Genomic DNA, 26682 nt, shown 5'->3' on the forward strand with positions numbered 1-26682 from the left:
CCCGATGCTCCGCGGTTTTTTCAAGGTAAAATTTTTCAGATTTCTGCTGGTGGGTTTGATGAATGCGGCGTTCGGCTATGGCTGTTTTGCCGCGTTCCTCTACCTTGGTCTGCACTACAGCGCTGCGCTGTTGCTGGCCACGGTGCTGGGTATTGCCTTCAACTTCAAAAGCACCGGCGCCCTGGTGTTTGGTTCCAGAAACAACAAGCTGATTCTCAAGTTTGTCGCCGGCTATGGCATTGTCTATTGCGCCAATGTCGCAGGTATCGCAGGGCTCAAGCTGTTTGGCCTGGACCCGTACCTAGCCGGTATTGCCCTGATCCTGCCCATGGCCTTACTCTCATTTTTCATTAATAACAGGTTCGTTTTCAATTATGCGTAAGCTGATCAGCATTGTGACTCCCTGCTACAACGAAGAAGCCAATATTGATGAGCTCTATCAGCGCATCGTTGGAGTCATGTCACGGCTTGACTATGATTACGAGCATATTTTTATCGACAACTGCTCGACCGATGGCAGCATCGCCAAGTTGCGTGAGCTCGCGGCACAGGATAAACGGGTAAAACTTATTCTGAACGCCCGCAACTTCGGGCATATCCGCTCGCCTTACCACGCCCTGCTCCAGGCCAGGGGCGATGCGTGCGTGCTCATTGCCTCCGACCTGCAAGACCCGCCGGAAATGATCGAAGAGTTCGTGCAGAAGTGGGAGCAGGGCTTCAAGACGGTATTGGCCGTGAAGCCGGAAAGTGAAGAGTCTCGCATGATGTTCCTGCTGCGCCGCGCCTACTACCGCTTCATCACTCGAATCTCGGAGGTTCCGCTGGTCCAGAACGCCACCGGCGCCGGCCTGTTCGATCGAGTCGTGCTGGACATCCTGAAGAAAATCGATGACCCCTACCCGTACTTCAGGGGCCTACTCTGCGAAATTGGCTTTCCCATCGCCACGGTGCCGTTCAAGCAACCACGGCGCCAGCGCGGAATCACCAAGAACAACTTCTACACGCTGTACGACATCGCCATGCTTGGCATCACCAATCACTCGAAGGTGCCATTGCGCCTCATGGTCATGGGTGGCGGGCTGCTGGCGGGACTCAGCCTGTTGATCGCGTTCGGGTTCCTTGTGGCCAAGCTTCTGTTCTGGAACTCGTTCCAGATGGGCATCGCGCCCTTGCTGATTTCGCTGTTCTTCTTCAGTTCGATACAGATATTGTTTTTGGGCATGCTGGGGGAATACCTGGGGTCGGTGCATACCCAGATGCGCAACATGCCTTTGGTGGTTGAGTTGGAACGTGTAAATTTTGATTGAATTCGTGGACTGTTAGTGGTCGATAAGTTAAATAGTGCAATATTTAAAAAGCCATGGCAAAGGTGGCTCGCATCGGTGGTGCATTGCACACAATCGGCTCACGCCGACTGATTTCGTAGGATTGGATAATGAAAAATAATCTAGAGCTCAAGGCGAGCCATTTTCTGCTTGGCGCATTCATTCTTTCTTTTTTGACTTTTTGGTTCGCTCGATACATTCAGGCCGCCAGCTTCGATCTCGTCCAGCACTTTTTGCTAGTTGATGAATTGACGAAGCACGCTGGCGTTCGAGCTGAGACCTTAGAACGTATCGGCCCAATGGCGGTCTATCCGCCAGTAGCTCATTGGATGGCGACAATTATCGGGTGGATCGGTGGATCGGAGCTTGTGGGGATCACGATTGTCACTATCGTGTCAGTCTACCTCTGCTACGTGCTTATCATTTGTCTCGTTGGGGCCAGTTCGCCGGTGCGTGCTTTGCTGTTAGCGCTCGCTTTCCTACTGCTGATGCCCACTCACTCCCTAATAGGCTGGGAAGTGGTTGGCAACTTCTTCTATCCTCAAATCGTCGCTGATGTGGTGTATTTTGGCACTCTCCTATGGGTCTCAAAGAATCGAGAGAATTGGCAACAAACTATCGCATTCCTACTGGTCGGCCAAGTCGCAATGTGGATTCAACCGCTAGTTGCGACTCATCTTCTCGCCGCAGGCTGCGCCTTGACGGCATTCCAGTTGTGGAATCGCTGGAACGAAAAAGCGTTTCCGCGTATGAGGCATGCTGCCAATCTCGTGGCGCTAGTCGTCGGCTCTGCGGTGATCGTTTTTACCAATCCAGCATTCAAAGTGATGCGATCGATTTCGGCCATCGATGGCCACCTGGTTTTTGGGTACAGCTGGGTTTTGCTGGTTGCGCTCATATGCGGGGCAGTAGGTGCTTGGAACTTGCGTCGATACTGGCGCGGCAAGGCTGAATACGTCGACGCGATCTTGGGTTCAGCCGTCGTAGTGGCAGTTGGACTGGTAGTTCTTCAATTTGCCTTACTGAAACTGCATGGTGATGGCTCTCCCTACGCTATCAAGAAACACATGTTCATCGTCTTGACACTCGGCATGATGAATGCCATCCGTGTAATAGCATCGTATTTATCGGTAAGCAAAAAAAACCTAAACCCTGGTTTGGTCGCGCCTGTTCTCGCGGGACTTGCTTCGGTCTTTGTGCTTAAGGGGTACACTACTCCGGCCGCACCGATCGTCAATGCATTGGCATATGCGAACCATGCTTTTGAATATCAGTTGGCTGATTTCACCCCTGGTAATACGGTGTTTTATGACAGCGCGCTACCGCTGCAGGCTAATGTGATGATTTCACTGGCAGCGTTTCAACACTCTTTTGATGCCCGTGCAATAGCGTGGCAAGGCGGGGCGTCGATCACGGAAGGGGCGGAGTATGCAATGATTCGGCGTACTCCGCATATCGAAAAAATATGCGATGAAAGATATTTGGAAAGGGAAGTCTATGTTGTTGTTAATCCTTCGTGCGTGAACCAATATTTTCCGGGCGAAACGCTCAGCTTTGCTCCGGGGGGGGGCGGGTGGCAATATGCATCAAACGGGTGGAGCCTTGCGGAGGAATGGGGTGCATGGTCACTCGGTAATGTCGGCGGATCGGTCCTCTTAACTGTGCCGCCCAACGCGTACCAGCTAGTTATTAATGGCATGGCCTATGTGAGCCAACAGCACCCGACTCAGACCATTGTCGTAGAAGTGAACGGCGCCGAGATCGCGACGTGGACATTTGATCTGACTGCGCCAACCGGCACGCGAGCGGCAGAAATCCCCAAGGATTTAATTCAGAATGGCTCGTTGCGAATCACACTGAAGGCGCCAGGTGCCGTTTCGCCAGCACAGATAGGGCAATCAGCGGATACTCGGGTGCTCGGCCTTGGAGTGCAGACGCTCACCTTGCGTGCCGTGCCCTGATAAACCGTAATAGGCCTGCCCGCACGTCATTCCTCTGGCTCGGACTTGGTCTGCAACTTCAACCAGGTCGCCCGCTCGCTGATCAGCGAGGTTGAGCACGTCGGCAAGGACAGCCGAGGAGCGGGCAGCTGCCTTGCTGGCGGCGGCAGTGCAGGAACTGCCGCTGGCTTCACTGGCCGCGAGGCGACTGGCAAGGGGCAGTTGCCCCGCGCAGGCTGTGAGCAGAAACGCGAGCGGCATCAACTGTTGCTTGATCAATGATCTGCTGGCTATCTTGAATCACCTTGTTGATTGGCGGCGGATTTGTTTAGGTCGGTAGAGGTTGATGAGCGGCTTGTATTTGAAGGGGGCGGATCTTTTGAGGTGAATTATTTTTCTGGAGGCTGGTCTACCCCAGCGTCAGAAGGAGAAGATGCTAGAGTATTGATTCCAGTGGCGATGCAAGGGCTTTTCTGATTGAGCATCGCCGCTGCTGTTAGGAGCTGCGGCTTGTTAACAAGTAGTACCCGTGTAATGGCGGGCTGGCTCTGTGGCTGATCTCCAGACTGATGGAAAGCACTCGCTGGACGTGCAGATCCCTACGTCGGTTGTCGAGCGATTCAAGGTTGGCGGTATCTGCGGCTGGGTTTTCATTTCCGGATGCCAAGTGTCCAAAGGATATCGGGCTGAATGATGAATCGCGAAAATTGGCACTTTTGTTGAGGTCTATCACGTTTCGCTAGTCGATGTTTAGTGGTGGTTTTGCAAGGGGAGTTTATAGGTTTTAATTGGCGCGATGTTTGATGGCTGAGTGTTTTGTCGGATTTGGTCTGGGGTGTGGATAGTTTTGCTCAGTGAATTGTCCCTGTCCTTTACGAAAAGTTTGAATTGATATTGGTGGGATTGATAAATGAAAAAAGCAATTGTTACTGGTGTTACTGGCCAAGACGGTGCCTACTTGGCGCAACTGCTTCTGGAGAAGGGATACACCGTTTACGGCACCTACCGCCGCACCAGTTCGGTGAATTTCTGGCGTATTGAGGAGCTGGGTATTGCCCAGAGCCCGAACCTGCATCTGGTCGAGTACGACCTGACCGATCTGTCCGCCAGTATCCGCCTGCTGCAGAGCACCGAGGCCACCGAGGTGTACAACCTGGCGGCGCAGAGCTTTGTGGGGGTGTCCTTCGAGCAACCGCTCACTACAGCCGAAATCACTGGTCTGGGCGCGGTGAACCTGCTCGAGGCCATCCGCATCGTCAATCCGAAGATTCGCTTCTACCAGGCATCCACTTCCGAAATGTTCGGCAAGGTGCAGGCCATTCCACAGACTGAGGACACCCCGTTCTATCCGCGCAGCCCCTATGGCGTGGCCAAACTCTATGCGCACTGGATGACCATCAACTACCGCGAGTCCTATGGGATCTTTGCTTGCAGTGGCATCCTGTTCAACCACGAGTCGCCGCTGCGCGGCCGCGAGTTCGTCACCCGCAAGATCACCGACAGCGTGGCCAAGATCAAGCAGGGCAAGCTCGATGTGCTGGAACTGGGCAACCTGGATGCCAAGCGCGACTGGGGCTTTGCCAAGGAGTACGTCGAGGGCATGTGGCGCATGCTGCAGGTGGATGAGCCGGATACCTTTGTGCTGGCCACCAACCGTACCGAAACAGTGCGCGACTTCGTGTCCATGGCATTCAAGGCGGCGGGCATCGAGGTGCGCTTCGAGGGCACGGCGGAGCAGGAGGTCGGTATAGACGCTGCCAGCGGCAAGACTCTGGTGCGGATCAATCCGAAGTTCTACCGGCCTGCCGAGGTGGAGCTGCTGATTGGCAGTCCGGCCAAGGCCAGGGAAAAGCTCGGCTGGGAGCCGAAGACTTCACTCGAAGAACTGTGCCGCATGATGGTCGAGGCGGACCTGCGTCGGAACGAGCAGGGATTCTCCTTCTGATGGGCAAGCGCGTACTGGTTACCGGTATCCAGGGCTTTACCGGGCAGTACATGGCGGCAGAGCTGACCGCGCATGGCTACGAGGTGTTCGGCCTCGGCAGTCAGCCTTCTGCGACGGTCAATTACCGCCAGGTGGATTTGCTCGATGCGGAAGCTGTACGCCGTACGGTTGCCGAAATCCAGCCCGAGGTGGTCATTCACCTGGCGGCGCTGGCTTTTGTCGGCCATGGCGATGCCAATGCGTTCTATCAGGTCAACCTGATCGGTACGCGCAACCTGCTGGAGGCGGTCGCCGCCTCCGGCAAGGTGCCTGACTGCGTGCTGCTGGCCAGCAGCGCCAACGTCTATGGCAATGCATCGGCTGGTGTGCTGAGCGAGTCGACCATTCCGGCCCCGGCCAACGACTATGCGGTAAGCAAGCTGGCCATGGAGTACATGGCCAGCTTGTGGTTCGAGCGCCTGCCGCTGGTGATCGCCCGTCCCTTCAACTACACCGGTGTCGGTCAAACAGAAAATTTCCTGTTGCCCAAGATCGTTTCGCATTTCCGGCGCAAGGCGGCAAGGATCGAACTGGGTAATCTGGATGTCTGGCGCGACTTCAGCGATGTCCGGGCGGTGGTGCGCGCCTATCGTGGCCTGATCGAGGCGCGTCCATGCGGGCAGACGTTCAATGTCTGTTCCGGGCGTACCCATTCGCTGCGTGAGGTGCTGGAGATGTGCACGGAAATCACTGGCCATCAGCTGCAGATCGAGGTCAATCCCGCCTTCGTGCGGGCCAGCGAGGTGAAGACGCTGTGCGGGGATGCCTCCCGGCTGCGTTCCGTATTGGGTGACTGGCAAACGCCACCACTTGTGGACACACTGCGCTGGATGTTGGCGGGCGAGCAGTGAAAGTCATCCTGTCCGTTGAGCCGGTTCGCTTTCCGCTGACCGGCATTGGCCGTTACACCCAGGAGCTGGGGCGTAGCCTGGCGAAGAGCCCGGATATTTCCGAGCTGCGCCTCTTTGCCGGCAGGCGTTTTCTCGACGCCATCCCCACGCCTTCCAGTTCGGCAGGCGGGGGCTACGGCCTGAAGCGCGCGATACAGAAAAGTCATCTGGCCACAGAGGCTTACCGACTGCTTATGCCGCTGCTGAAAAGGCATGCGTTAAAAGGCTGTGGCGACTATCTGTATCACGGCCCCAACTTTTTTATCCCTCCCTTTCCTGGGCGCAGCGTCGCCACGTTTCACGATCTCTCACCGTTTACCTGGGCAGACTCTCATCCCGGCGAACGGGTGCGCTTCATGCAAAAGGAGATGCACAAGAGCCTGACCAGGGCGAGCGGACTGATCACCGACTCTGAATACACGCGGCGTGAAGTCGCGGAATACTTCGCTTGGCCCCTCGATCGCATCCACGCGGTGTCTTTGGCCTGTTCGAGTGATTTTCGCCCCCGTGTTGCCAGCGAACTGAGCGAGTTCCTGCGCCGTCATGGCTTGCAGTCCGGCGGCTACAGCCTGTATGTCGGTACCATCGAGCCACGGAAAAACATCGAGACGCTGCTCGACGCCTACGAGCGACTGCCGCTGGCGTTGCGTCGACGCTGGCCCCTGATCCTCACGGGTTACAAGGGCTGGCGGAGCGAGGCGATCCATGGGCGCATCGAAGACGCACAGCGCGCGGGCTGGGCACGCTACCTGGGCTTTGTGCCCGGTGAGGACTTGCCCCTGCTGTTTGCCGGAGCCCGTCTGTTCGCCTTTCCCTCCCTTTACGAAGGCTTTGGCTTGCCGGTGCTGGAGGCGCTGAGTTCGGGAGTGCCGGTCGTTTGCTCGAACAGTTCATCGCTGCCCGAGGTGGCGGGAGAGGCGGCATTGATGAGCGAGCCTCTGGATGTCGAGACGCTTACGGCCAATCTGCAGCGCGGGCTTGAGGATGATGCCTGGCGTACGCTGGCGATTGCGTCGGGCCTGCGACACGCCGCCACCTTTTCGTGGGAGCGCTGCGCCCGGCAGACCATCGAGGTGTACAAGAAGGTGGTGGGCAGCTGATGTCCAGGGTGCTGCACTTCTTCAAGACCTACTACCCGCAAACCATGGGGGGGATCGAGCAGGTCATCTTTCAGCTGGCGGAAGGGGGCATCCCTCACGGCATCCAGGCCGAAGTACTTTATCTGAGCCGTGGCGGCAGCGCGCGAGGGGAGCCAGTCGCCAATCATCTGGCGCATCGTTCGCGGTTGGATCTGGAGTTGGCTTCCACCGGGTTTTCGCTGTCAGCGTTCAGGGATTTCGCCGAGTTGGCGAAACAGGCGGATCTGATCCACTACCATTTTCCCTGGCCTTACATGGACTTGGTGCATTTCGCTACCCGCCTGCGCAAGCCAACGGTGGTCACGTATCACTCGGATATCGTCAAGCAGAAGACCCTGCTCAAGTTCTACCAGCCGTTGATGCATCGGTTCCTGTCGAGTGTCGATCGGATCGTGGCGACCTCGCCGAATTATGTGGCGAGCAGCCCGGTCCTGCAGCACCTCCGGGATAAAGTCGAGGTCATCCCTATCGGTCTGGATCGGGCAACTTACCCACAGCCCACTCCCGAAAAGTTGGCATATTGGCAGGGTCGCTTTGGTCAGCGCTTTTTCCTCTTTGTCGGCGCCCTGCGTTACTACAAGGGACTGGCTTTCCTGCTCGAGGCCCTGCGCAGTGCGCCGTTGCCAGTGCTGATTGTCGGCAGCGGGCCACTGGAGGCAGAGCTCAAGGCGCAGGCGATGGCTTATGGGCTGAGCAACGTGCATTTCCTTGGCAGCCTGCCGGACGAAGACAAGGTGGCCCTGCTGTCGCTTTGCTATGGCCTGGTGTTTCCTTCTCACTTGCGCTCCGAAGCCTTCGGCATTTCCCTGCTGGAAGGGGCCATGTATGGCAAGCCGATGATTTCCTGCGAGATCGGCACCGGCACCACCTATATCAACATCGCCGGTGAAACCGGGCTGGTCGTGCCGCCTGCCGATCCAATGGCGCTCGGGCAGGCGATGCGTACTCTCTGGGACCAGCCGGCAATGGCTGCGGAGATGGGGCGTCGCGCGCTCTTGCGCTTTGAGCAGCAATTTACCGCCGAGACGATGGTTTCCTCCTATGCCACCCTTTATCGGAGTCTGTTATGACTTCGGGAGTTGAGCCGTGCGTGTGTTGGTGACCGGTGCCACAGGATTTGTCGGCCGGGGGCTGCTCAAAGAGTTGCCGCGCAGGGGCCATGTGGCGATTGCAACGACGCGCCGTGCAATATCCCATCTGGAGGGCGCGGAGCAGTGCTTCCAAATTGCCGATATGGGCGCCGATAGCCACTGGCTGCCGGCCCTGGAGGGGATCGAGGCGGTAATCCATGCCGCTGCGCGCGTGCATGTCATGCAAGAGCGGAGCGCCGATCCTCTCGTGGAGTATCGGCGGGTGAATGTCCACGGTACCCTGCGCTTGGCCAGACAGGCAGCAGCGGCTGGTGTCCGGCGCTTTGTGTTCATCAGCTCTATCAAGGTGAATGGCGAGGGTACCGACCTGGGCAAGCCTTATTCGGTGGGCGATGTGCCTGCGCCGGTCGACCCTTATGGCATTTCCAAGCTGGAGGCGGAGCAAGGGCTGTTGGCCCTGGCGGCCGAAACGGGGATGGAGGTGGTGATCATCCGCCCTGTGCTGGTTTACGGGCCTGGAGTGAAGGCTAATTTCCGCAGCATGATGGATTGGCTGAGCAAGCGGATTCCGTTACCGCTGGGCGCCATTCACAACAAGCGCAGTTTGGTCGCTGTGGACAATCTGGTCGATCTGATCGTGACCTGTCTCGAGCACCCGGCTGCGGCCAATCGGGTGTTCCTCGTCAGCGATGGTGAGGATTTGTCCACCACGGAGCTGCTGCGTCGGATGGGGGCTGCTCTGAATAAGCCTGCATGCCTGTTTCCAGTACCGGCTGCCTGGCTCTGCGGAACCGCGCGGCTGTTCGGCCAGGAGGCGATTGCACAGAGGCTCTGTGGTTCGTTGCAGGTGGATATCGGACAGACCCGTCGTGTGCTCGGTTGGACGCCGCCAGTCACGGTCGACGAAGCTCTGCGCAAGACTGCCCGCGACTTTCTGGAGCATCGCTGAATGACAGCCTGGGTCCTTTTGCCAGTCGTGGCCGGTCTTTCACTGTTACTGACTGGTGGTCTGCGCCACTATGCCCTGGCGCGCAGTCTTATGGATATCCCCAATGCGCGCAGCTCGCACAGCGTACCCACTCCGCGTGGTGGCGGTGTGGCGATTGTGCTGAGTTTTTTGCTGGCCTTGCCGTTGCTGGCAGCCGCGGGTCTGGCGGACTGGAGTTTGGTCTGGGCATTGCTGGGGGCGGGAGCGGGTATTGCTGTAATCGGCTTTCTCGACGATCACCGGCACATCGCCGCCCGCTGGCGTCTGCTGGGGCATTTTGGCGGTGCGGTTTGGGCGCTGTTCTGGTTGGGTGGCCTGCCCTCCTTGCAGCTATTCGGCCACCTGCTCGACCTCGGTTGGTTGGGGCATGTGCTGGCGGCGGTGTACTTGGTCTGGGTACTCAACCTATACAACTTCATGGATGGCATCGACGGTATTGCCAGTATCGAGGCCGTCTGCGTTTGTCTGGGCGGTGCACTACTGCTGGTCTTGCCAGGACTGGAGGGGACTGGGCACGCAACGTGGGTATTGCTGCTGCTAGCCGGAGCGGTCTGCGGCTTTCTGTTCTGGAACTTTCCTCCTGCCCAGATTTTCATGGGGGATGCCGGTAGTGGCTTTCTCGGAATCACCCTAGGCATTCTGTCCCTACAGGCTGCCTGGACTGCACCGCAATTGTTGTGGAGCTGGGTGATTTTGCTTGGTGTGTTTATCGTCGATGCCACCTATACCCTGCTGCACCGTATGCTGAGAGGTGAAAAGGTTTATGAGGCTCACCGCAGTCATGCATATCAACACGCGGCCAGGCAGCTCGGTGGGCATTTGCCGGTGACCTTGGTTGTGGCGGCGATCAACCTGTGCTGGTTGTTGCCGATGGCGCTCTGGGTGAGTTGGGGCGGTGTGGATGGCATGCTGGGGGTACTGATTGCCTATGTTCCTCTGGTGGGGGTGGCGATCAAGTTTCAGGCGGGAGCAGCGGAGTTGGGACGTTGATTGCACTGCAGGTTGCCTGTAACGCTGGTCGGGAGTCTGGTGGATGTTGAGGATTGCCAACAAGCTCCGTGAGCAGATGGTTGCCCTGCCCAGGGGTTACAAGCGTCTGCTGCAGGTGGTCGCCGATATCCTGCTCGTCTGGCTGGCGCTATGGCTGGCATTCGCAGTGCGCTTGGGGGGGGTGGATGACATACACCCCTTCGGTGGTCATGCCTGGTTGTTCATCCTGGCGCCGATCATTGCCATTCCACTTTACATCCGCATCGGCATGTACCGCGCGGTCATGCGCTATTTGGGCAATGATGCCCTGGTGGCGATCTTCAAGGCGATTTCCTTTTCCGCGTTGTTGATGGCGCTGGCAATCTACTGGCGCCGCGACGTGCCGGCCTTCGTGCCGCGCTCGATGGTGTTCAACTACTGGTGGTTGAGCCTGTTTCTGGTTGGCGGACTGCGTCTGCTGATGCGTCAGTTCTTCTTGGGAGGATGGTTTTCTTCCGAGTTCACCATGCGCTTCAACCATGACGATGGTCTGCCCAAGGTGGTCATTTACGGTGCCGGGGCGGCAGGAAATCAGCTGCTTTCCGCACTGCGCATGGGGCGATCAATACGCCCCGTGGCGTTCATCGACGACGATGACTCCATCGCCAACCGGGTGATCGCCGGCCTGAAGGTCTACAAACCCAAGCACATCCCGGAGTTGATCGAGGAAACCGGCGCCAGCGAGGTGCTGCTGGCGATTCCATCGGCCAGTCGTGCGCGCCGCCGTGAAATCCTTGCAGACTTGGAGGCGCATCCGCTGCATGTGCGGTCGGTGCCGGGCTTCATGGACCTGGCCAGCGGGCGAGTGAAGGTGGAAGACCTGCAGGAAGTGGATATCGCCGACCTGCTCGGCCGCGATGCGGTGGCCCCGCGACCAGAACTCTTCCAGCGCTGCATCAGCGGCAATGTGGTGATGGTGACCGGGGCGGGGGGCTCGATAGGCTCCGAGCTGTGCCGACAGATCGTGACCCAGTCGCCGACTACGCTGATCCTGTTCGAGCACAGCGAGTACAACCTTTACAGCATTCACCAGGAGCTGGAGCGGCTGGTCCGTCGCGAGGCGCTGAATTTGCAACTGGTGCCTATCCTCGGTTCGATCCGTAATCCTGGGCGTCTGCTGGATGTGCTGCGTACCTGGCGCGTGAATACGGTCTACCACGCGGCCGCCTACAAGCATGTGCCGATGGTCGAGCACAACGTGGCCGAGGGTGTGCTGAACAATGTGCTCGGCACGCTCAACACCGCGCAGGCGGCGATCCAGGCTGGGGTGCAGCATTTCGTGCTGATCTCCACCGACAAGGCTGTGCGTCCAACCAACGTGATGGGCAGCACCAAGCGTCTGGCCGAGATGGTGCTGCAGGCGCTCAGTGGCGAGCCGGCTCCCTTGCTCTACGACGATGCCAGCGGTGTGCGCCAGGTCAACAAGACCCGCTTCACCATGGTGCGTTTCGGCAATGTGCTGGGTTCGTCGGGCTCGGTGATTCCGCTGTTCCGCGAGCAGATCCGCCGCGGCGGTCCGGTGACCGTGACCCATCCGAACATCACCCGCTATTTCATGACCATCCCCGAGGCGGCCCAGCTGGTGATCCAGGCCGGTTCCATGGGGCAGGGCGGCGACGTGTTCGTGCTCGACATGGGCGAGCCGGTGCGCATCGCCGAGCTGGCGGAGAAGATGGTGCACCTGTCGGGGCTGTCGATACGCAGCGAGAGGAATCCGCGGGGTGATATCGCCATCGAGTTCAGCGGCCTGCGCCCAGGGGAGAAGCTTTACGAGGAACTGCTGATCGGCGACAACGTGACGCCTACCGAGCATCCGATGATCATGCGGGCCAACGAGGAGCACCTACCTTGGGAGCCGTTCCGTCAGGTACTGGCGGAACTGGTGGCAGCGGTCAAGCGTGACGAGTTCCAGCGCGTGCGCCAGATTCTGCGCTCCACGGTGGATGGCTATGTACCCGAGGGCGAGATCGTCGACTGGATCCACCAGCAGCGACAGTTGGCCGAGGCGCCCCCGGCAGTATTGAAGTGACGGGTGGCCTGAGCGCGAGCCCGTGAGGGTAGCCGCGAGCGCGTGCTGTGGCTTCTACGCTGGCAGTGCGTCCGTCCCGAACCACTGGCCCCACCCGCAGAGGCCGATTAGACTAGTCGGGTTTCTTGTCGGGGTGCCTGGAGTCGCAGGCTGAGATCGGAGCGTGCCGAATCCCGTTGAACCTGATCGGGTTAGTACCCGCGTAGGGAACAAGATGTCCTCGCTGTGCGGTGGGGGCTCTCCTGCTTCAGGTTCGCTCCGACATTTCCTGCCGCGTGCCGTGGAGAGTCCCGTCGATGAGCGCCACCGAACACAAGAACCTGAGCGAAAGCGCCCAGGTCGACCAGCAATCCGTCCAGCCATTGCCCAATTCGCGTAAGATCTACGTGCAGGGTTCGCGCCCGGACATCCGCGTGCCGATGCGCGAGATCTCCCTGGCCGACACTCCCACCGACTTCGGCGGCGAGCCGAATGCGCCGGTGCTGGTTTACGACACTTCCGGCCCCTACACCGATCCGAACGTCACCATCGACGTGCGCCAGGGTCTGGCCGATGTGCGCTCGCAGTGGATCGCCGACCGCGACGATACCGAACTGCTCGCCGGCCTCAGCTCGAACTTCGGCCAGCAGCGCCTGGCCAATCCTGAACTGACCGCCATGCGTTTCGCCCACGTGCGCAACCCGCGCCGCGCCAAGCCGGGCCGCAACGTCAGCCAGATGCACTATGCCAAGCAGGGCATCATCACCCCCGAGATGGAATACGTCGCCATCCGCGAGAACATGAAGCTGCAGGAAGCCCGCGCTGCCGGTCTGCTCGCTGCGCAGCATCCGGGCCACAGCTTCGGTGCCAACATTCCCAAGGAAATCACTGCCGAGTTCGTCCGCGAGGAAATCGCCCGCGGCCGCGCCATCATCCCGGCCAACATCAACCACGTGGAGCTGGAGCCGATGATCATCGGCCGCAACTTCCTGGTGAAGATCAATGGCAACATCGGCAACTCGGCGCTCGGCTCCTCGATCGAGGAAGAAGTGGCCAAGCTGACCTGGGGTATCCGCTGGGGCTCGGACACCGTGATGGACCTGTCCACCGGCAAGCACATCCACGAAACCCGTGAGTGGATCATTCGCAACTCGCCGGTACCGATCGGCACCGTGCCGATCTACCAGGCGCTGGAGAAGGTCAACGGCGTCGCCGAGGATCTGACCTGGGAGCTGTTCCGCGACACCCTGATCGAGCAGGCCGAGCAGGGCGTGGACTACTTCACCATCCACGCCGGCGTGCTGCTGCGCTATGTGCCGCTGACCGCCAAGCGGGTCACCGGCATCGTCAGTCGCGGCGGCTCGATCATGGCCAAGTGGTGCCTGGCGCATCACCAGGAGAATTTCCTCTACACCCACTTCGAGGAAATCTGCGAAATCATGAAGGCCTACGACGTCAGCTTCTCGCTGGGCGACGGCCTGCGTCCGGGCTCGATCGCCGACGCCAACGACGAGGCACAGTTCGGTGAGCTGGAAACCCTCGGTGAGCTGACCAAGATCGCCTGGAAACACGACGTGCAGGTGATGATCGAAGGCCCCGGTCACGTGCCGATGCAGATGATCAAGGAGAATATGGACAAGCAGCTGGAGTGCTGCGACGAGGCGCCGTTCTACACCCTCGGCCCGCTGACCACCGACATCGCGCCGGGCTACGACCACATCACCTCCGGCATCGGTGCGGCGATGATCGGCTGGTTCGGCTGCGCGATGCTCTGCTACGTGACGCCCAAGGAGCACCTCGGCCTGCCGAACAAGGACGACGTGAAGACCGGCATCATCACCTACAAGATCGCCGCGCACGCCGCCGACCTGGCCAAGGGCCATCCGGGCGCGCAGATCCGCGACAACGCGCTGTCCAAGGCGCGCTTCGAGTTCCGCTGGGAAGACCAGTTCAACCTCGGCCTCGATCCGGACACCGCGCGCAGCTATCACGACGAGACCCTGCCCAAGGATTCGGCCAAGGTCGCGCATTTCTGCTCGATGTGCGGGCCGAAGTTCTGCTCGATGAAGATCACCCAGGAAGTGCGCGACTACGCCGCCAACCTGGAGCGCATCGACGCGGTGGACGTCGATGTGGAAGAGGCGATGCAGGCCAAGGCCGAAGAGTTCAAGGCCCAGGGCTCGCAGCTATACCACAAGGTGTGATGCGGTCACGCTGAACGACAAACGGGCCCGCGGGCCCGTTTGTCATTTCTGCGCCGGCAGAAACTCCGGCCTGAGCACATTGCGCAGGCGGCTGTAGGGAATGCTCAGCGTCGGATGGCCCATGGTGTAGGGCGCGATGGTGTAGACGTCGTACTTGAGCAGCACCTTGTCCCTGAGCAGGGCAATGTTGGCGGTCGGCTGGAACGGCCAGTTGCCGCGGAAGTCGGCGTCCTGCTCGAGCTTCTGCTCGCGCAGCCAGCGCTGGTGGGCTTCGCTGGCGGCCTGCCAGAACATTTCGTCGCCGCCGGGGATCAGCAGGTCGCTCGCCTGCAACGCCCGCTGGCGGCTGGTCGAGTAGTTGATGAAGGCGCGCCCCGGCATGCCATGGGCGCCGCCGCGGTACAGGTAGCTGGACAGCTCGATCACCACGAGGTCGTCATGCTGGTCGATCAGCTTGGCCTGCAGCCAGGTTTCCTGGCCCTGCGGCGCGCGTTGCAGTTGCTCGACGCTGTATGCCTGCAGCGAGGCGGGCAGGGGGGCTTCGGTCTGTTCCACGGTCATCGCCAGCAGGGCACGCTCGATCAACTCGTTGAGCGGCGCCAACTCGGCGAACTGCAGGGTGTCGACGTTGACCAGGCTGCAGCGTTCGCCCTGGCAGGCGTCGGCGCGCTGTTCCCAGGTGATGCGCTGCGGCCGCAGTTGGTCGGATTGTCCGCCGAGGAACTGGCAGGCGCCGAGCAGTGGCAGGCAGGCCAGGGCGAAAAGGGTGTAAAAACGCATGAGGCTCCTTGAGTGGATCGGCGCGTCTGGGTAGGGTGGCGCATCGACAGTATTCGACCTCGGTGCTGGCAGCGGGTTCGTTCGTCCGCGCAGGACTATTCTGGCGCGGCGCTCGCCTCCGAGGTTCGAGGTATTCATTGGCATGGCGGCTTGACCGCGCTGCAGTTACGCGGGGGAAGTATATGAGCGAGTCGTCGAAAACGGCCGATCTGAAAGTGGAAATCGTTGAGCGCGAGGCCTGTTTTCGTGGCTTCTATGCGCTGGATCGCGTGCACCTGCGCCACGAGCTGTTCGGCGGCGGCATGGGGCCGGTGATCAGTCGCGAGCTGTTCGTGCGCCACGATGCGGTCTGCGTGCTGCCCTATGATCCGCTGCACGATGCCGTGGTGCTGATCGAGCAGTTCCGCGTCGGCGCGCTGGACAAGAGCGCGCACCCCTGGCTGCTGGAGCTGGTGGCCGGTCTGATCGACAAGGACGAGGTGCCGGAGGAGGTGGCGCGTCGTGAGGCGATGGAAGAGGCGGGGCTGACCCTCGGCGAGCTGTGGCCGGTGACCGCCTACTACCCTTCGCCGGGCGGCAGCGACGAGCGTGTGCACCTGTTCGTCGGTCGTTGCGACAGTCGCGGTGCCGGCGGCATCCACGGCCTGGTCGAGGAGGGCGAGGACATCCGCGTGCTGGTAATGAGCCTCGACGAGGCGCTGGCGGCGCTGGCGGCCGGGCGTCTCGACAATGCGGCGAGCATCATCGCCCTGCAGTGGCTGGCGCTGAACCGCGAGCGGGTGCGGCAGACATGGCGCTGAGCCTGCTGGCCGAGCGCTACCGGGTCGATCTGGCCGGGTTGCAGGCCACCTGCGAGGCCAACTACGCGCGGCTGATGCGCTTGCTGCCGGGGATGCGCGAGCGGCCGGCGCTGCGCCGCCTGGCGCTGAGTGCGGGTGACGCCACTCTGGCGGTGCTGGCGCTCAAGGTCACCGAAGCCGGCCCCTACACCAGCACCGTGGAAGTGCGTGAGGAGCCGGGGCTGAGCTGGCTGCCGGCGCCTAGTCTGGAGGTGCGTGTCTATCACGATGCGCGCATGGCCGAGGTCACCGGCGCCGAACACTGTCGGCGCCTGCAGCCGCGCTATGGCTACCCGAATGCGGCCATGCACCAGCCGGACGAGAAGAGCCAGCTCAACCTGTTCCTGGGCGAATGGTTGGCGCATTACCTGAACTGCGGCCATCTGGCGGAAAACCCAGTGGATCACTCGGTCGTTCGCCGGTAGTGTGAACCGTATAGCGGTCCTCGCTGGCCGCACATGCCAACATCATCCTTCCGCATTTGCGGTCCAATCGCCGACAGGAGACGGCCTTTGCCCAGCGCCAAGTCCCCCTCAACAGCCGCACCGCTGATGCTGGTGCAGCTCACCGATAGCCACCTGTTCGCCGAAGCGGACGGCCGTCTGCTGGGTATGGATACCGCAGACAGTCTGAGCCGGGTGGTCGATCTGGTGCGCGCGGAGCAGCCGCGGGTCGACCTGATCCTCGCCAGCGGCGACCTGTCGCAGGACGGCTCCTTCGAGTCCTACCAGCGCTTTGCCGCCCTCACCGCGCCCCTCGAGGCGCCGGCGCGCTGGTTCGCCGGCAACCACGACGAGATGCAGATGCTGCGCGAGGCCTGTGCCGGCACCGAGCGGCTGCAGATGGTCACCGATCTCGGCAACTGGCGGCTGATCGCCCTCGACTCGAGCATCCCCGGTGCCGTCCCCGGCCAGCTCGATGCCGGGCAACTGGCGCTGCTCGAGGCCGCGCTGGACAGCGCCGGCGAACGCCATGTGCTGCTGAGCTTCCATCATCACCCGGTATCGGTGGGTTGCAACTGGCTGGACCCCATCGGTCTGCGCAATGCCGACTCACTGTTCGCGGTGATCGACCGCTACCCGAACCTGCGCTGTATGCTCTGGGGTCATGTCCATCAGGAAATCGACCAGCAGCGCAACGGTGTGCGTCTGCTGGCCTCGCCGTCTACCTGCGTGCAGTTCGCCCCCGGCAGCGAGGAGTTCCAGGTCAGCAGCGAGGCCCCCGGCTACCGCTGGCTGCGCCTGCATGCCGATGGCACGCTGGATACCGGCGTGTCGCGGGTCAGCGGGATCGACTTCGTCATCGACTACAGCATCAAGGGCTACTGAGTCCGAGGTGAATGCGGCCTGCTCCGATCTGCGTGGCGGTGGGGGCGCCGCGTAGGGTGCGCCGCGCGCACCCTAAGACTCGAGTGTCATTCGACTTGAATGCGGCGGCTGGATAATGTTTTCCTTGTATATCTATCCAGTTGCAAGGCGCCGCAGATGTCTTCGTTGCCGACCCTCATCTATCTCCACGGCTTCAACAGCTCGCCGCAATCGCTGAAGGCGCGCCAGCTGGTCGCGGCCTTCGAACGCCTGGGCCTGGCGGCGCAGTTGCGCCTGCCGGCCTTGCACCATGATCCGCGCCAGGCCATTGCCCAGCTCGAGGCCGAGATTGCCGGGGCCGAGCGCCCGGTGCTGGTCGGCAGTTCCCTCGGCGGCTACTATGCGACCTTTCTAGCCGAACGGCATGGCCTCAAGGCCCTGCTGATCAACCCGGCGGTGCGCGTGCGGCGTTACTTTGCCGACTACCTCGGTCCGCAGCAGAACTTCCACAGCGGCGAACGCTGGGAGCTGACCCGCGAACATGTCGATGCGCTGGCGGCGCTGGAAGTGCCGCCGCCGCAGGATGCGGCACGCTTTACCGTGTGGCTGCAGACCGGCGACGAGACCCTCGACTACCGTGATGCGGCCGACTACTACCGGTACTGCACGCTGGATATCCGCGCAGGCGGCGATCACGGTTACCAAGGGTTCGCCGAACGCCTGCCGGAGCTGCTGGCCTTTGCCGGCTTTCCTGCGGGGCTGTGGCGTGACTCCGAGCCTCACGCCCGTCCGCATGCCTGAGCGCTGCCGCCCGTTCAGCTGCCCCCTTTTTGCCAGACAGAAGTCCACCCATGGCCAATACCTCCTATACCGCCGAAGCCATCGAAGTCCTCTCCGGTCTCGATCCGGTGCGCAAGCGCCCGGGTATGTACACCGACACCAGCCGGCCCAATCACCTGGCCCAGGAAGTCATCGACAACAGCGTCGACGAAGCGCTGGCCGGTCACGCCAAGTCGGTGCAGGTGATCCTGCACGCCGACAATTCGCTGCAGGTGATCGACGACGGCCGCGGCATGCCCGTGGACATCCACCCGGAGGAGGGCGTCAGCGGGGTCGAGCTGATCCTCACCAAGCTGCACGCCGGCGGCAAGTTCTCCAACAAGAACTATGCCTTCTCCGGCGGCCTGCACGGCGTCGGCATCTCGGTGGTCAACGCCCTGTCGAACCGCGTCGAGGTGCGCGTGCGGCGCGACGGCAGCGAGTACGGCATGACCTTCGCCGACGGCTACAAGGCCAGTGAGCTGGAGGTGCTGGGCACGGTGGGCAAGCGCAACAGCGGCACCAGCGTGCAGTTCTGGCCGGACGCCAAGTACTTCGATTCGCCGAAGTTCTCCATCAGCCGCCTCAAGCATGTGCTCAAGGCCAAGGCGGTGCTCTGTCCGGGGCTGACGGTGAGTTTCGAGGACAAGGCCAGCGGCGAGAAGGTCGAGTGGTGCTACGAGGACGGTCTGCGCTCCTACCTCAGCGATGCGGTGAGCGAATTCGCCCGCCTGCCCGAGGAGCCGTTCTGCGGCTCGCTGTCCGGCAGCAAGGAGGCGGTGGACTGGGCGCTGCTGTGGCTGCCGGAAGGCGGCGAGAGCGTGCAGGAAAGCTACGTCAACCTGATTCCCACCGCCCAGGGCGGCACCCACGTCAACGGCCTGCGCCAGGGCCTGCTCGACGCCATGCGCGAGTTCTGCGAGTTCCGCAGCCTGCTGCCGCGCGGGGTCAAGCTCGCGCCGGAGGACGTCTGGGAGCGCATCGCCTTCGTGCTGTCGATGAAGATGCAGGAGCCGCAGTTCTCCGGGCAGACCAAGGAGCGCCTGTCCTCCCGCGAGGCGGCGGCGTTCGTCTCCGGGGTGGTCAAGGACGCCTTCAGCCTGTGGCTCAACGAGCATCCCGAGCTGGGCCTGGCACTGGCCGAGCTGGCGATCAGCAACGCCGGACGGCGCCTCAAGGCCAGCAAGAAGGTCGAGCGCAAGAGGATCACCCAGGGGCCGGCGCTGCCCGGTAAGCTGGCCGACTGCGCCGGCCAGGACCCGCTGCGCGCCGAGCTGTTCCTGGTCGAGGGCGACTCGGCCGGTGGCAGCGCCAAGCAGGCGCGCGACAAGGAGTTCCAGGCGATCCTGCCGCTGCGCGGCAAGATCCTCAACACCTGGGAGGTGGACGGCGGCGAGGTGCTGGCCAGCCAGGAGGTGCACAACATCGCCGTGGCCGTCGGCCTCGATCCGGGCTCCAGCGATCTGTCCCAGCTGCGCTACGGCAAGATCTGCATCCTCGCCGACGCCGACTCCGACGGCCTGCACATCGCCACCCTGCTGTGCGCGCTGTTCGTCCAGCACTTCCGCCCGCTGGTGGAAGCCGGCCATGTCTACGTCGCCATGCCGCCGCTGTACCGCATCGACCTGGGCAAGGAGGTCTGGTACGCGCTCGACGAGGCCGAGCGCGACGGCATCCTTGAGCGCCTGCTCGCCGAGAAGCGCCGCGGCAAGCCGCAGGTCACCCGCTTCAAGGGCCTCGGCGAGATGAATCCGCCGCAGCTGCGCGAAACCACCATGGACCCCAACACCCGCCGTCTGGTGCAGCTGACCCTGGAGGACACCCAGGGCACCCTGGAGGTCATGGACATGCTGCTGGCGAAGAAGCGCGCTGGCGACCGCAAGAACTGGCTGGAGAGCAAGGGCAACCTGGCCGAGGTGCTGCTTTGAGGCAGCGCTGGCACCCACTCGCCCGGCTGCTTGCCGCGCTGCTGCTGGTCGGCAGCGCGCTGGCGCGCGCCGAGCCGCTGGAGGAACTGGCGTTGCAGGCCGCCCTGCCGGTCGACGGCATGGCGACCGGCAATCTCTCCGGACTGGCGCGCTGTGGCGACGGCGCTTTCTGGGCGGTTTCGGACCGCGAGGATGACCGTCTCTACCGCCTGCAACCCGCGGCGCAGCAGTGGCAGGCCGAGGCACAGGCGTTCGTCGCCCCGCCGCCGCCACCCAGCGCCCTGCCTTGGGGGCTGCGCGTGGGCAAGCGCCTGCTGGCGCCGCTGCGCGGCGGTGCGCTGGATTTCGAGGGGCTGAGCTGCGATGCGCTCGGCAACCGCTACCTGCTCAGCGAGAGCGAGGTGGCGGTGCTGGCGTTGCCGGCGGCTGCGCCGCCGCACTGGCTCGCGCTGCCGCCGCAACTGCTGCGCCAGGCGCGCGCCCGCGGCCTGCTGCTGCACTTCAACGCCCTGCTCGAAGGCCTGGCGGTGCAGTCGGACGGCCAGCGGCTGTGGCTGGCCGCCGAGCGCGAGAGCCGCGGCCTGCTCGCTGTGCAGCGCAGCGGCGAGAGCTGGCGCTGCGCCGGCAATGGCTGCGTGCTGCTGGCGCAGGGCGGTCGCGCACAGCGCCCGCTGGACTCGCCCGGCAGTCCGCCGCAGGCGCTCGACTTCACCGCCTTGAGCTGGCACGCCGGGCGGCTGTACAGCCTGGAGCGCCTGCAGCACCGCATCTGCCGGCGCGATCCGCACAGCGGCGCGGCGCAGCGCTGCTGGTCGTTCGCCGCTGCCGCGCTGGCCCCCGAGCGGCGCTACGACACGCCCTATGGTATGGCCGAGGCGCTGTGGCTGGACGATGGTGCAGCGTGGATCGGCCTGGACAACAACGGCGCGGCCAATGCTGCCGGCGAGCGGCGCCCGGTGATCCTGCAGCTCGCGGCCCCGGCCGGCGGCTGGAATGGCCGCGGCTGAGGCACGCGGCAACCCTATCCGGCGCGCCGGCCCGTGGCGGGCGCGCCTTGAGCAAACGAGTTTCTGAGGACGCAGATGAGCGAATCCCTCGATCTGAGCCTGGACGGCGTCGAACGCCGTTCCCTAGCCGAGTTCACCGAACAGGCCTATCTCAACTATTCCATGTACGTGATCATGGACCGTGCGCTGCCGCATATCGGCGACGGCCTGAAGCCCGTGCAGCGGCGCATCGTCTATGCCATGAGCGAGCTGGGCCTGAACGCCGACTCCAAGCACAAGAAGTCGGCGCGTACCGTCGGCGACGTGCTCGGCAAGTTCCACCCCCACGGTGACAGCGCCTGCTACGAGGCCATGGTGCTGATGGCGCAGCCGTTCAGCTACCGCTACACCCTGGTCGACGGCCAGGGCAACTGGGGCGCCCCGGACGATCCCAAGTCGTTCGCCGCCATGCGCTACACCGAGGCGCGGCTGTCGCGCTATTCCGAGGTGCTGCTGTCCGAGCTGGGCCAGGGCACGGTGGACTGGGTGCCCAACTTCGACGGCACCCTCGACGAGCCGGCGACCCTGCCGGCGCGCCTGCCCAACCTGCTGCTCAACGGCACCACCGGCATCGCCGTGGGCATGGCCACCGACGTGCCGCCGCACAACCTGCGCGAAGTCGCCGAGGCCTGCGTGCGCCTGCTCGACGAGCCGAACGCCACGGTCGAGCAGCTCTGCGAGCACATCCAGGGGCCGGACTACCCCACCGAGGCCGAGGTGATCACTCCGCGCGCCGACCTGCTGAAAATCTACGAGACCGGCCGCGGCTCGGTGCGCACGCGCGCCGTGTACCGCGTCGAGGACGGCGACATCGTGGTCACCGCGCTGCCGCACCAGGTCTCCGGGGCCAAGGTGCTGGAGCAGATCGCTGCGCAGATGCAAGCCAAGAAGCTGCCGATGGTCGCCGACCTGCGCGACGAGTCGGACCACGAGAACCCCTGCCGCATCGTCATCATCCCGCGTTCCAATCGTGTGGATGCCGCTGAGCTGATGCAGCACCTGTTCGCCACCACCGAGCTGGAGTCGAGCTACCGGGTCAACACCAACGTCATTGGCCTGGACGGCAGGCCGCAGGTGAAGAACCTGCGCGTGCTGCTCGGCGAGTGGCTGACCTACCGCATCGGCACCGTGCGCCGCCGCCTGCAGTTCCGTCTGGACAAGGTGGAGAGTCGCCTGCACCTGCTGGAAGGCCTGCTGATCGCCTTCCTCAACCTCGACGAGGTGATTCGCATCATCCGCGAGGAGGACGAGCCCAAGGCGCAGCTGATGGCGCGCTTCGGCCTCGACGACGTGCAGGCCGACTACATCCTCGACACCCGCCTGCGCCAGCTGGCGCGCCTTGAGGAGATGAAGATCCGCAACGAGCAGGACGCGCTGGCCAAGGAGCGCAACAAGCTGCTGGCCCTGCTCGGCAGCGAGCGCCAGCTCAAGGCGCTGGTGCGCAAGGAGCTGCTCGAGGATGCCGAGAAGTACGGCGACGCCCGGCGCTCGCCGATCGTCGCCCGCGCCGAGGCCAAGGCGCTGTCGGAAACCGAGCTGCTGCCCACCGAGCCGGTCACCGTGGTGCTCTCCGAGAAGGGCTGGGTGCGCTGTGCCAAGGGCCACGACATCGACGCCGCCGGGCTGTCCTACAAGGCCGGCGATGGCTTCAAGGCCGCCGCACAGGGGCGTTCCAACCAGTTCGCGGTGTTCCTCGACTCCACCGGGCGCAGCTATTCGCTGGCGGCGCATACGCTGCCGTCGGCGCGCGGCCAGGGCGAGCCGCTGACCGGCCGCCTGACCCCGCCGCCGGGCGCCAGCTTCGACTGCCTGCTGCTGCCGGACGACGACGCGCTGTATGTGCTGGCCTCGGATGCCGGCTATGGTTTCGTGGTGAAGGGCGAGGATCTGCAGGCCAAGAACAAGGCCGGCAAGGCCCTGCTGAGCCTGCCGGCGGGGGCCAGGGTGCTGGCGCCGCGGCCGCTGGCCGAGCGGGACAGCGACTGGCTGGCGGCGGTGACCACCGAGGGGCGCCTGCTGGTGTTCAAGGTCGCCGACCTGCCGCAGCTGGCGAAAGGCAAGGGCAACAAGATCATCGGCATTCCCGGCGAGCGGGTCGCCAGTCGCGAGGAGTACCTCAGCGACCTGGCGGTGCTGCCGCAGGGCGCCACGCTGGTGCTGCAGGCCGGCAAGCGTACCCTGTCGCTGCGCCCCGACGATCTGGAGCACTACAAGGGCGAGCGCGGCCGCCGCGGCAGCCTGCTGCCGCGCGGCTTCCAGCGCGTCGATGCGTTGCTGGTGGAGTAGGGGCGCAGAAGCTGAGCGTACCCACGCTGCGGCGTGGGCACGCGCGCCGAGCCGCTTTGCGGCTGGACGCGCAGCGTCCATGGCGGCGCCTCCTAGGCTAGAGCGTGGGCGCCATCGAGGATGCTCGTGCGCCGGACTGACCGGTGGACAATGGTGGTGCGTGCGGCCGGGGAGTGGGTAGGGTGGCAAACCAGGGCAGCAGGTGATCAGGGAGGGCGAATGGCGAAGGCAGAGCAAGTGCAGGCGCAACTGGCCTGGGCCGGCGAGGAGGGCGGCGCGGCGCTGTTGCGCCTGTCCGGCCACTGGACCCTGGCGGCGGCCAAACCCGATCTGCTCGCCGTCTGGCGCAGCCTGGCGGACAAGCCGGCGCAGCTGGTGTTGCAGGTCGAGGCGCTGGACGCCTGGGACAGCAGCCTGCTGGCGCTGCTGCGCCGCCTGCAGCGCCTCGCCGACGAGCAGGGCGCGGGGCTGGCGTATCGGGGCCTGCCGGAGGGTGTCGAGCGGCTGCTGCAGATGGCCGCAGCGCCGCCCGGCCAGGTGGCCGAGCCAGCGACGCCGCGCCCCGATCCGGTCACCCGGGTGGGCCTGCTGGTCCTGCGGGTGCAGGGCGCGCTGGGGCAGGCCAGCCGCTTCTGCGGCGAGGTCATCCTTGCCCTCGGCCGCCTGCTGCAGGGCCGTGCGCGCATGCGCTCCGGCGATTTCTGGGCGGCGTTGCAGCAGTGCGGCCCCGGCGCGCTGCCGATCGTGGCGCTGATCGCCAGCCTGGTCGGCCTGATCCTCGCCTTCGTCGGTGCCGCCCAGCTGCAGGCCTTCGGCGCCCAGCTGTACATCGCCAACATGGTGGCCATCGGCATGACCCGCGAGATGGGCGCGCTGATGACCGCGGTGATCATGGCCGGGCGCACCGGCGCGGCCTACGCCGCGGAGCTGGGCAGCATGCAGGCCAACGAGGAAATCGACGCGCTGAAGACGTTCGGCTTCGCGCCGCTGGAGTTCCTCGTCCTGCCGCGCCTGCTGGCGCTGCTGGTGAGCATGCCGCTGCTCTGCGTGTTCGCCGACGCGCTGGGCATCCTCGGCGGCTTCGTCATCGGCGCCGGGCTGTTCGACATCTCCGCGCCGCTGTACCTCAACCAGAGCCTGGCGATGCTCGGCCTCACCGACTTCCTGCTCGGCGTGTTCAAGAGCCTGGTGTTCGCCGTGCTGATCGGCCTGATCGGCTGCCACTACGGCCTGGCCTGCGGGCGCAACGCCCAGGCGGTGGGCCAGGCGACCACCCGGGCGGTGGTCAGCATCATCGTTGCGCTGGTGGTCAGCGACGCGCTGATCACCCTGATCTGCACCCAGCTGGGGATCTGAGCATGGGCGACGTGGTCCTCGCGGTGGAGAACCTCAGCGCCGGCTATGGCCGCAAGGTGATCCAGCGCGACCTCAATTTCGCCATCCGCCGCGGCGAGGTGTTCGTGGTGATGGGCGGCAGCGGCTGCGGCAAGAGCACCCTGCTGCGCCACCTGATCGGCCTGCAGGCGCCGCTGGCCGGGCGCGTGCTGCTGCACGGCGAGGACTTCTGGGCCCACGACGAGGATGCGCGCGCCGCGCTGCAGCAGCACTTCGGCGTGCTCTACCAGAGTGGCGCGCTGTGGAGCGGCATGACCCTGGGCGAGAACATCACCCTGCCGCTGGCGGCCTACCATCCCGGGCTGGGGCCGGCTGAACTGGACGAGCTGGCCGCGCTGAAGCTGGCCCTGGTCGGTCTGGCCGGCTGCGACGGGCTGTATCCGGCCGAGCTGTCCGGCGGCATGCGCAAGCGTGCCGGCCTGGCGCGGGCGCTGGCGCTGGACCCGGAAGTGCTGTTCTTCGACGAGCCTTCCGCCGGCCTCGACCCGCTCAGCTCGATGGCGCTCGACGAGCTGATCCTGCAGTTGCGCGACAGTCTGGGCGCCAGCATCGTGCTGGTTACCCATGAGTTGCCGAGCATCTACCGGGTGGCCGACACCTGCCTGTTCCTCGACAGTCAGACCCATACCCAGATCGCCCTGGGGCCGTTGCAGCAATTGCTGGACGCGGGCCCGCCGACGGTGCAGCGCTTCCTGCGCCGCGGCGAGAGCCCCCTGTCACTGGAGAAAACCTGATGAGCGAATCGCGCAAGCCGTTCTGGATCGGCGCCTTCTTGCTGAGCGGCATCGTCCTGCTGGCCGGCGGCTTGCTGCTGCTCGGCCGCGACAACTGGTTCAGCCAGCCGAGCGACTACGTGGTGTACTTCACCGGCGCGCTGGACGGCCTCGATGTCGGTGCCGATGTCACCTACCGCGGGGTCAAGGTCGGCACCGTGCATGCGATCCGCCTGTCCTACGACAGCGAACTGAAGGATGTGGTGATTCCGGTGGTGCTGCGCATCGATCCGGATGCCGGCCGCGAGGGGCAACGTTTCGATCGGGTGGTCGGTCGTCTGGTCGAACGCGGGCTGCGCGCCCAGCTGCAGACCCAGAGCCTGCTGACCGGCAAGGCCATAGTCGCGCTGGACCTGTTCCCCGGGCAGGCCGGCTATGTCCGCGTACCCCACGAAATCGAGCTGCCGACCATTCCCAGCGTGCCGTCGCGGGTCGACCAGGTGGCCAGCCTGCTGCGCGAGCTGGCCGGCAGCCTGCGCGAGATGCCGCTGCGCGAGATGGTGGTGTCGGCCAACAACACCCTGCAGGCGCTGGAGCGGCTGAGCAACTCGCCCGAACTGCAGGGCGGCCTGCTCAGCCTGGGGCAGACCCTGCACAATCTTGAGGGCCTGACTCAACAATTGCAGCGACAAATACCGCCAATTCTGGATAATGCCCGCCAGGGCAGCGGCGAGTTGCGCACGGCCATTGGCGATCTCCGGCAGGCAGCGCAGGCCGCAACCGTCGCCCTGCAGCAGGTGCAGGGACTGGCCGGCGATACCCAGCGCAGTTTGGGTTCCGAGTCCGAGGCGCAGTTCCAGTTGCTGCAGACCCTGGAAGAGCTGGGGCGCGCCAGCAAGGCGCTGCAGCGCACGGCGGAAAGCCTCGAGCAGCGGCCCGAATCGCTTATTTTTGGCAAGCAACGGTGAATT

At 63.6% G+C, this 26682-nt stretch carries 23 protein-coding genes and 1 riboswitch; of the genes, 21 read left to right on the forward strand and 2 right to left on the reverse strand.

Annotation, left to right across the window (positions count from 1 at the left end; translation table 11 throughout):
- Positions 1-4: 4 nt before the first annotated feature.
- From KRX52_RS12540 to KRX52_RS12550, 3 genes are all read left to right on the forward strand, one after another.
- Positions 5-382 (forward strand): GtrA family protein, encoded by a 378-nt coding sequence (locus KRX52_RS12540; RefSeq protein WP_217682064.1) that lies wholly within the window; start codon positions 5-7, stop codon positions 380-382.
- Complete coding sequence (locus KRX52_RS12545) at positions 375-1307, forward strand: glycosyltransferase family 2 protein (RefSeq protein WP_217682065.1); 933 nt, start codon at positions 375-377, stop codon at positions 1305-1307. The genes KRX52_RS12540 and KRX52_RS12545 overlap by 8 nt, the downstream gene beginning before the upstream one ends.
- Positions 1308-1435: 128 nt before the next feature.
- Entirely contained in the window at positions 1436-3286 is a 1851-nt protein-coding gene (locus KRX52_RS12550; RefSeq protein WP_217682066.1) for a DUF7024 domain-containing protein, read from the forward strand.
- On the opposite strand, the gene KRX52_RS12555 is transcribed toward KRX52_RS12550, so the two are convergent.
- The gene (locus KRX52_RS12555) at positions 3224-3526 is read right to left on the reverse strand and encodes a DUF2514 family protein (RefSeq protein WP_254797576.1); all 303 of its coding nucleotides are present in this window, start codon (positions 3524-3526) and stop codon (positions 3224-3226) included. The two genes, KRX52_RS12550 and KRX52_RS12555, sit on opposite strands and share 63 nt — an antisense overlap.
- A 649-nt stretch (positions 3527-4175) precedes the next feature.
- Between KRX52_RS12555 and gmd the strand changes: the two genes are divergently transcribed.
- The 8 genes from gmd (at position 4176) to thiC (ending at position 14598) form a co-directional block, all read left to right on the forward strand.
- The gene (gene gmd, locus KRX52_RS12560) at positions 4176-5210 is read left to right on the forward strand and encodes a GDP-mannose 4,6-dehydratase (RefSeq protein WP_217682067.1); all 1035 of its coding nucleotides are present in this window, start codon (positions 4176-4178) and stop codon (positions 5208-5210) included.
- A complete protein-coding gene (locus KRX52_RS12565) occupies positions 5210-6100 on the forward strand; it encodes a GDP-mannose 4,6-dehydratase (RefSeq protein WP_217682068.1) in 891 nt (296 codons plus the stop codon). Before gmd ends, KRX52_RS12565 begins: the two co-directional genes overlap by 1 nt.
- Positions 6097-7239, forward strand: a complete 1143-nt coding sequence (locus tag KRX52_RS12570; RefSeq protein WP_217682069.1) for a glycosyltransferase family 4 protein — start codon at positions 6097-6099, stop codon at positions 7237-7239. The genes KRX52_RS12565 and KRX52_RS12570 overlap by 4 nt, the downstream gene beginning before the upstream one ends.
- Positions 7239-8348 carry a glycosyltransferase family 4 protein gene (locus KRX52_RS12575; protein WP_217682070.1) on the forward strand — a complete coding sequence of 370 codons (1110 nt, stop codon included), beginning with the start codon at positions 7239-7241 and terminating at the stop codon, positions 8346-8348. The genes KRX52_RS12570 and KRX52_RS12575 overlap by 1 nt, the downstream gene beginning before the upstream one ends.
- A 16-nt stretch (positions 8349-8364) precedes the next feature.
- The gene (locus KRX52_RS12580) at positions 8365-9318 is read left to right on the forward strand and encodes a UDP-glucose 4-epimerase family protein (protein ID WP_217682071.1); all 954 of its coding nucleotides are present in this window, start codon (positions 8365-8367) and stop codon (positions 9316-9318) included.
- Positions 9319-10347 (forward strand): MraY family glycosyltransferase, encoded by a 1029-nt coding sequence (locus tag KRX52_RS12585; protein WP_217682072.1) that lies wholly within the window; start codon positions 9319-9321, stop codon positions 10345-10347.
- A 76-nt stretch (positions 10348-10423) separates the two neighbouring features.
- Positions 10424-12415, forward strand: a complete 1992-nt coding sequence (locus KRX52_RS12590) for a polysaccharide biosynthesis protein (RefSeq protein WP_437439703.1) — start codon at positions 10424-10426, stop codon at positions 12413-12415.
- Positions 12416-12534: 119 nt separating this feature from the next.
- Positions 12535-12641, forward strand: a riboswitch (TPP riboswitch).
- A gap of 70 nt (positions 12642-12711) precedes the next feature.
- Positions 12712-14598: a phosphomethylpyrimidine synthase ThiC gene (gene thiC, locus KRX52_RS12595; RefSeq protein WP_217682073.1), complete on the forward strand. Its 1887-nt coding sequence runs from the start codon at positions 12712-12714 to the stop codon at positions 14596-14598.
- 42 nt (positions 14599-14640) lie between these two features.
- Here the strand turns inward: thiC and KRX52_RS12600 are convergent, their stop codons facing one another.
- Complete coding sequence (locus tag KRX52_RS12600; protein WP_217682074.1) at positions 14641-15378, reverse strand: RsiV family protein; 738 nt, start codon at positions 15376-15378, stop codon at positions 14641-14643.
- Between the two features lie 182 nt (positions 15379-15560).
- Here KRX52_RS12600 and KRX52_RS12605 point away from each other — a divergent pair, with 182 nt between their 5' ends.
- The 10 genes from KRX52_RS12605 (at position 15561) to KRX52_RS12650 (ending at position 26679) form a co-directional block, all read left to right on the forward strand.
- Positions 15561-16178: an NUDIX domain-containing protein gene (locus KRX52_RS12605; protein ID WP_217682075.1), complete on the forward strand. Its 618-nt coding sequence runs from the start codon at positions 15561-15563 to the stop codon at positions 16176-16178.
- On the forward strand, positions 16169-16642 hold the full coding sequence (locus tag KRX52_RS12610) for a DUF1249 domain-containing protein (RefSeq protein WP_217682076.1): 474 nt from the start codon (positions 16169-16171) through the stop codon (positions 16640-16642). The genes KRX52_RS12605 and KRX52_RS12610 overlap by 10 nt, the downstream gene beginning before the upstream one ends.
- Before the next feature lie 87 nt (positions 16643-16729).
- Complete coding sequence (gene cpdA / locus KRX52_RS12615) at positions 16730-17545, forward strand: 3',5'-cyclic-AMP phosphodiesterase (RefSeq protein WP_254797552.1); 816 nt, start codon at positions 16730-16732, stop codon at positions 17543-17545.
- Between the two features lie 156 nt (positions 17546-17701).
- Positions 17702-18325, forward strand: coding sequence for a YqiA/YcfP family alpha/beta fold hydrolase (locus KRX52_RS12620; RefSeq protein WP_217682078.1), 624 nt, complete (start codon positions 17702-17704; stop codon positions 18323-18325).
- A gap of 50 nt (positions 18326-18375) precedes the next feature.
- Positions 18376-20271, forward strand: coding sequence for a DNA topoisomerase IV subunit B (parE, locus tag KRX52_RS12625; protein ID WP_217682079.1), 1896 nt, complete (start codon positions 18376-18378; stop codon positions 20269-20271).
- A complete protein-coding gene (locus tag KRX52_RS12630; protein ID WP_217682080.1) occupies positions 20268-21278 on the forward strand; it encodes an esterase-like activity of phytase family protein in 1011 nt (336 codons plus the stop codon). Before parE ends, KRX52_RS12630 begins: the two co-directional genes overlap by 4 nt.
- A 75-nt stretch (positions 21279-21353) precedes the next feature.
- On the forward strand, positions 21354-23603 hold the full coding sequence (gene parC / locus KRX52_RS12635) for a DNA topoisomerase IV subunit A (RefSeq protein WP_217682081.1): 2250 nt from the start codon (positions 21354-21356) through the stop codon (positions 23601-23603).
- A gap of 219 nt (positions 23604-23822) precedes the next feature.
- On the forward strand, positions 23823-24959 hold the full coding sequence (locus KRX52_RS12640) for an MlaE family ABC transporter permease (RefSeq protein ID WP_217682082.1): 1137 nt from the start codon (positions 23823-23825) through the stop codon (positions 24957-24959).
- 2 nt (positions 24960-24961) lie between these two features.
- A complete protein-coding gene (locus tag KRX52_RS12645) occupies positions 24962-25732 on the forward strand; it encodes an ABC transporter ATP-binding protein (RefSeq protein WP_217682083.1) in 771 nt (256 codons plus the stop codon).
- Positions 25732-26679: an MlaD family protein gene (locus KRX52_RS12650; protein ID WP_217682084.1), complete on the forward strand. Its 948-nt coding sequence runs from the start codon at positions 25732-25734 to the stop codon at positions 26677-26679. The genes KRX52_RS12645 and KRX52_RS12650 overlap by 1 nt, the downstream gene beginning before the upstream one ends.
- Positions 26680-26682 lie beyond the last annotated feature (3 nt).

Origin of the sequence: Geopseudomonas aromaticivorans (genome assembly GCF_019097855.1) — a bacterium.
Classification (GTDB): domain Bacteria; phylum Pseudomonadota; class Gammaproteobacteria; order Pseudomonadales; family Pseudomonadaceae; genus Geopseudomonas; species Geopseudomonas aromaticivorans.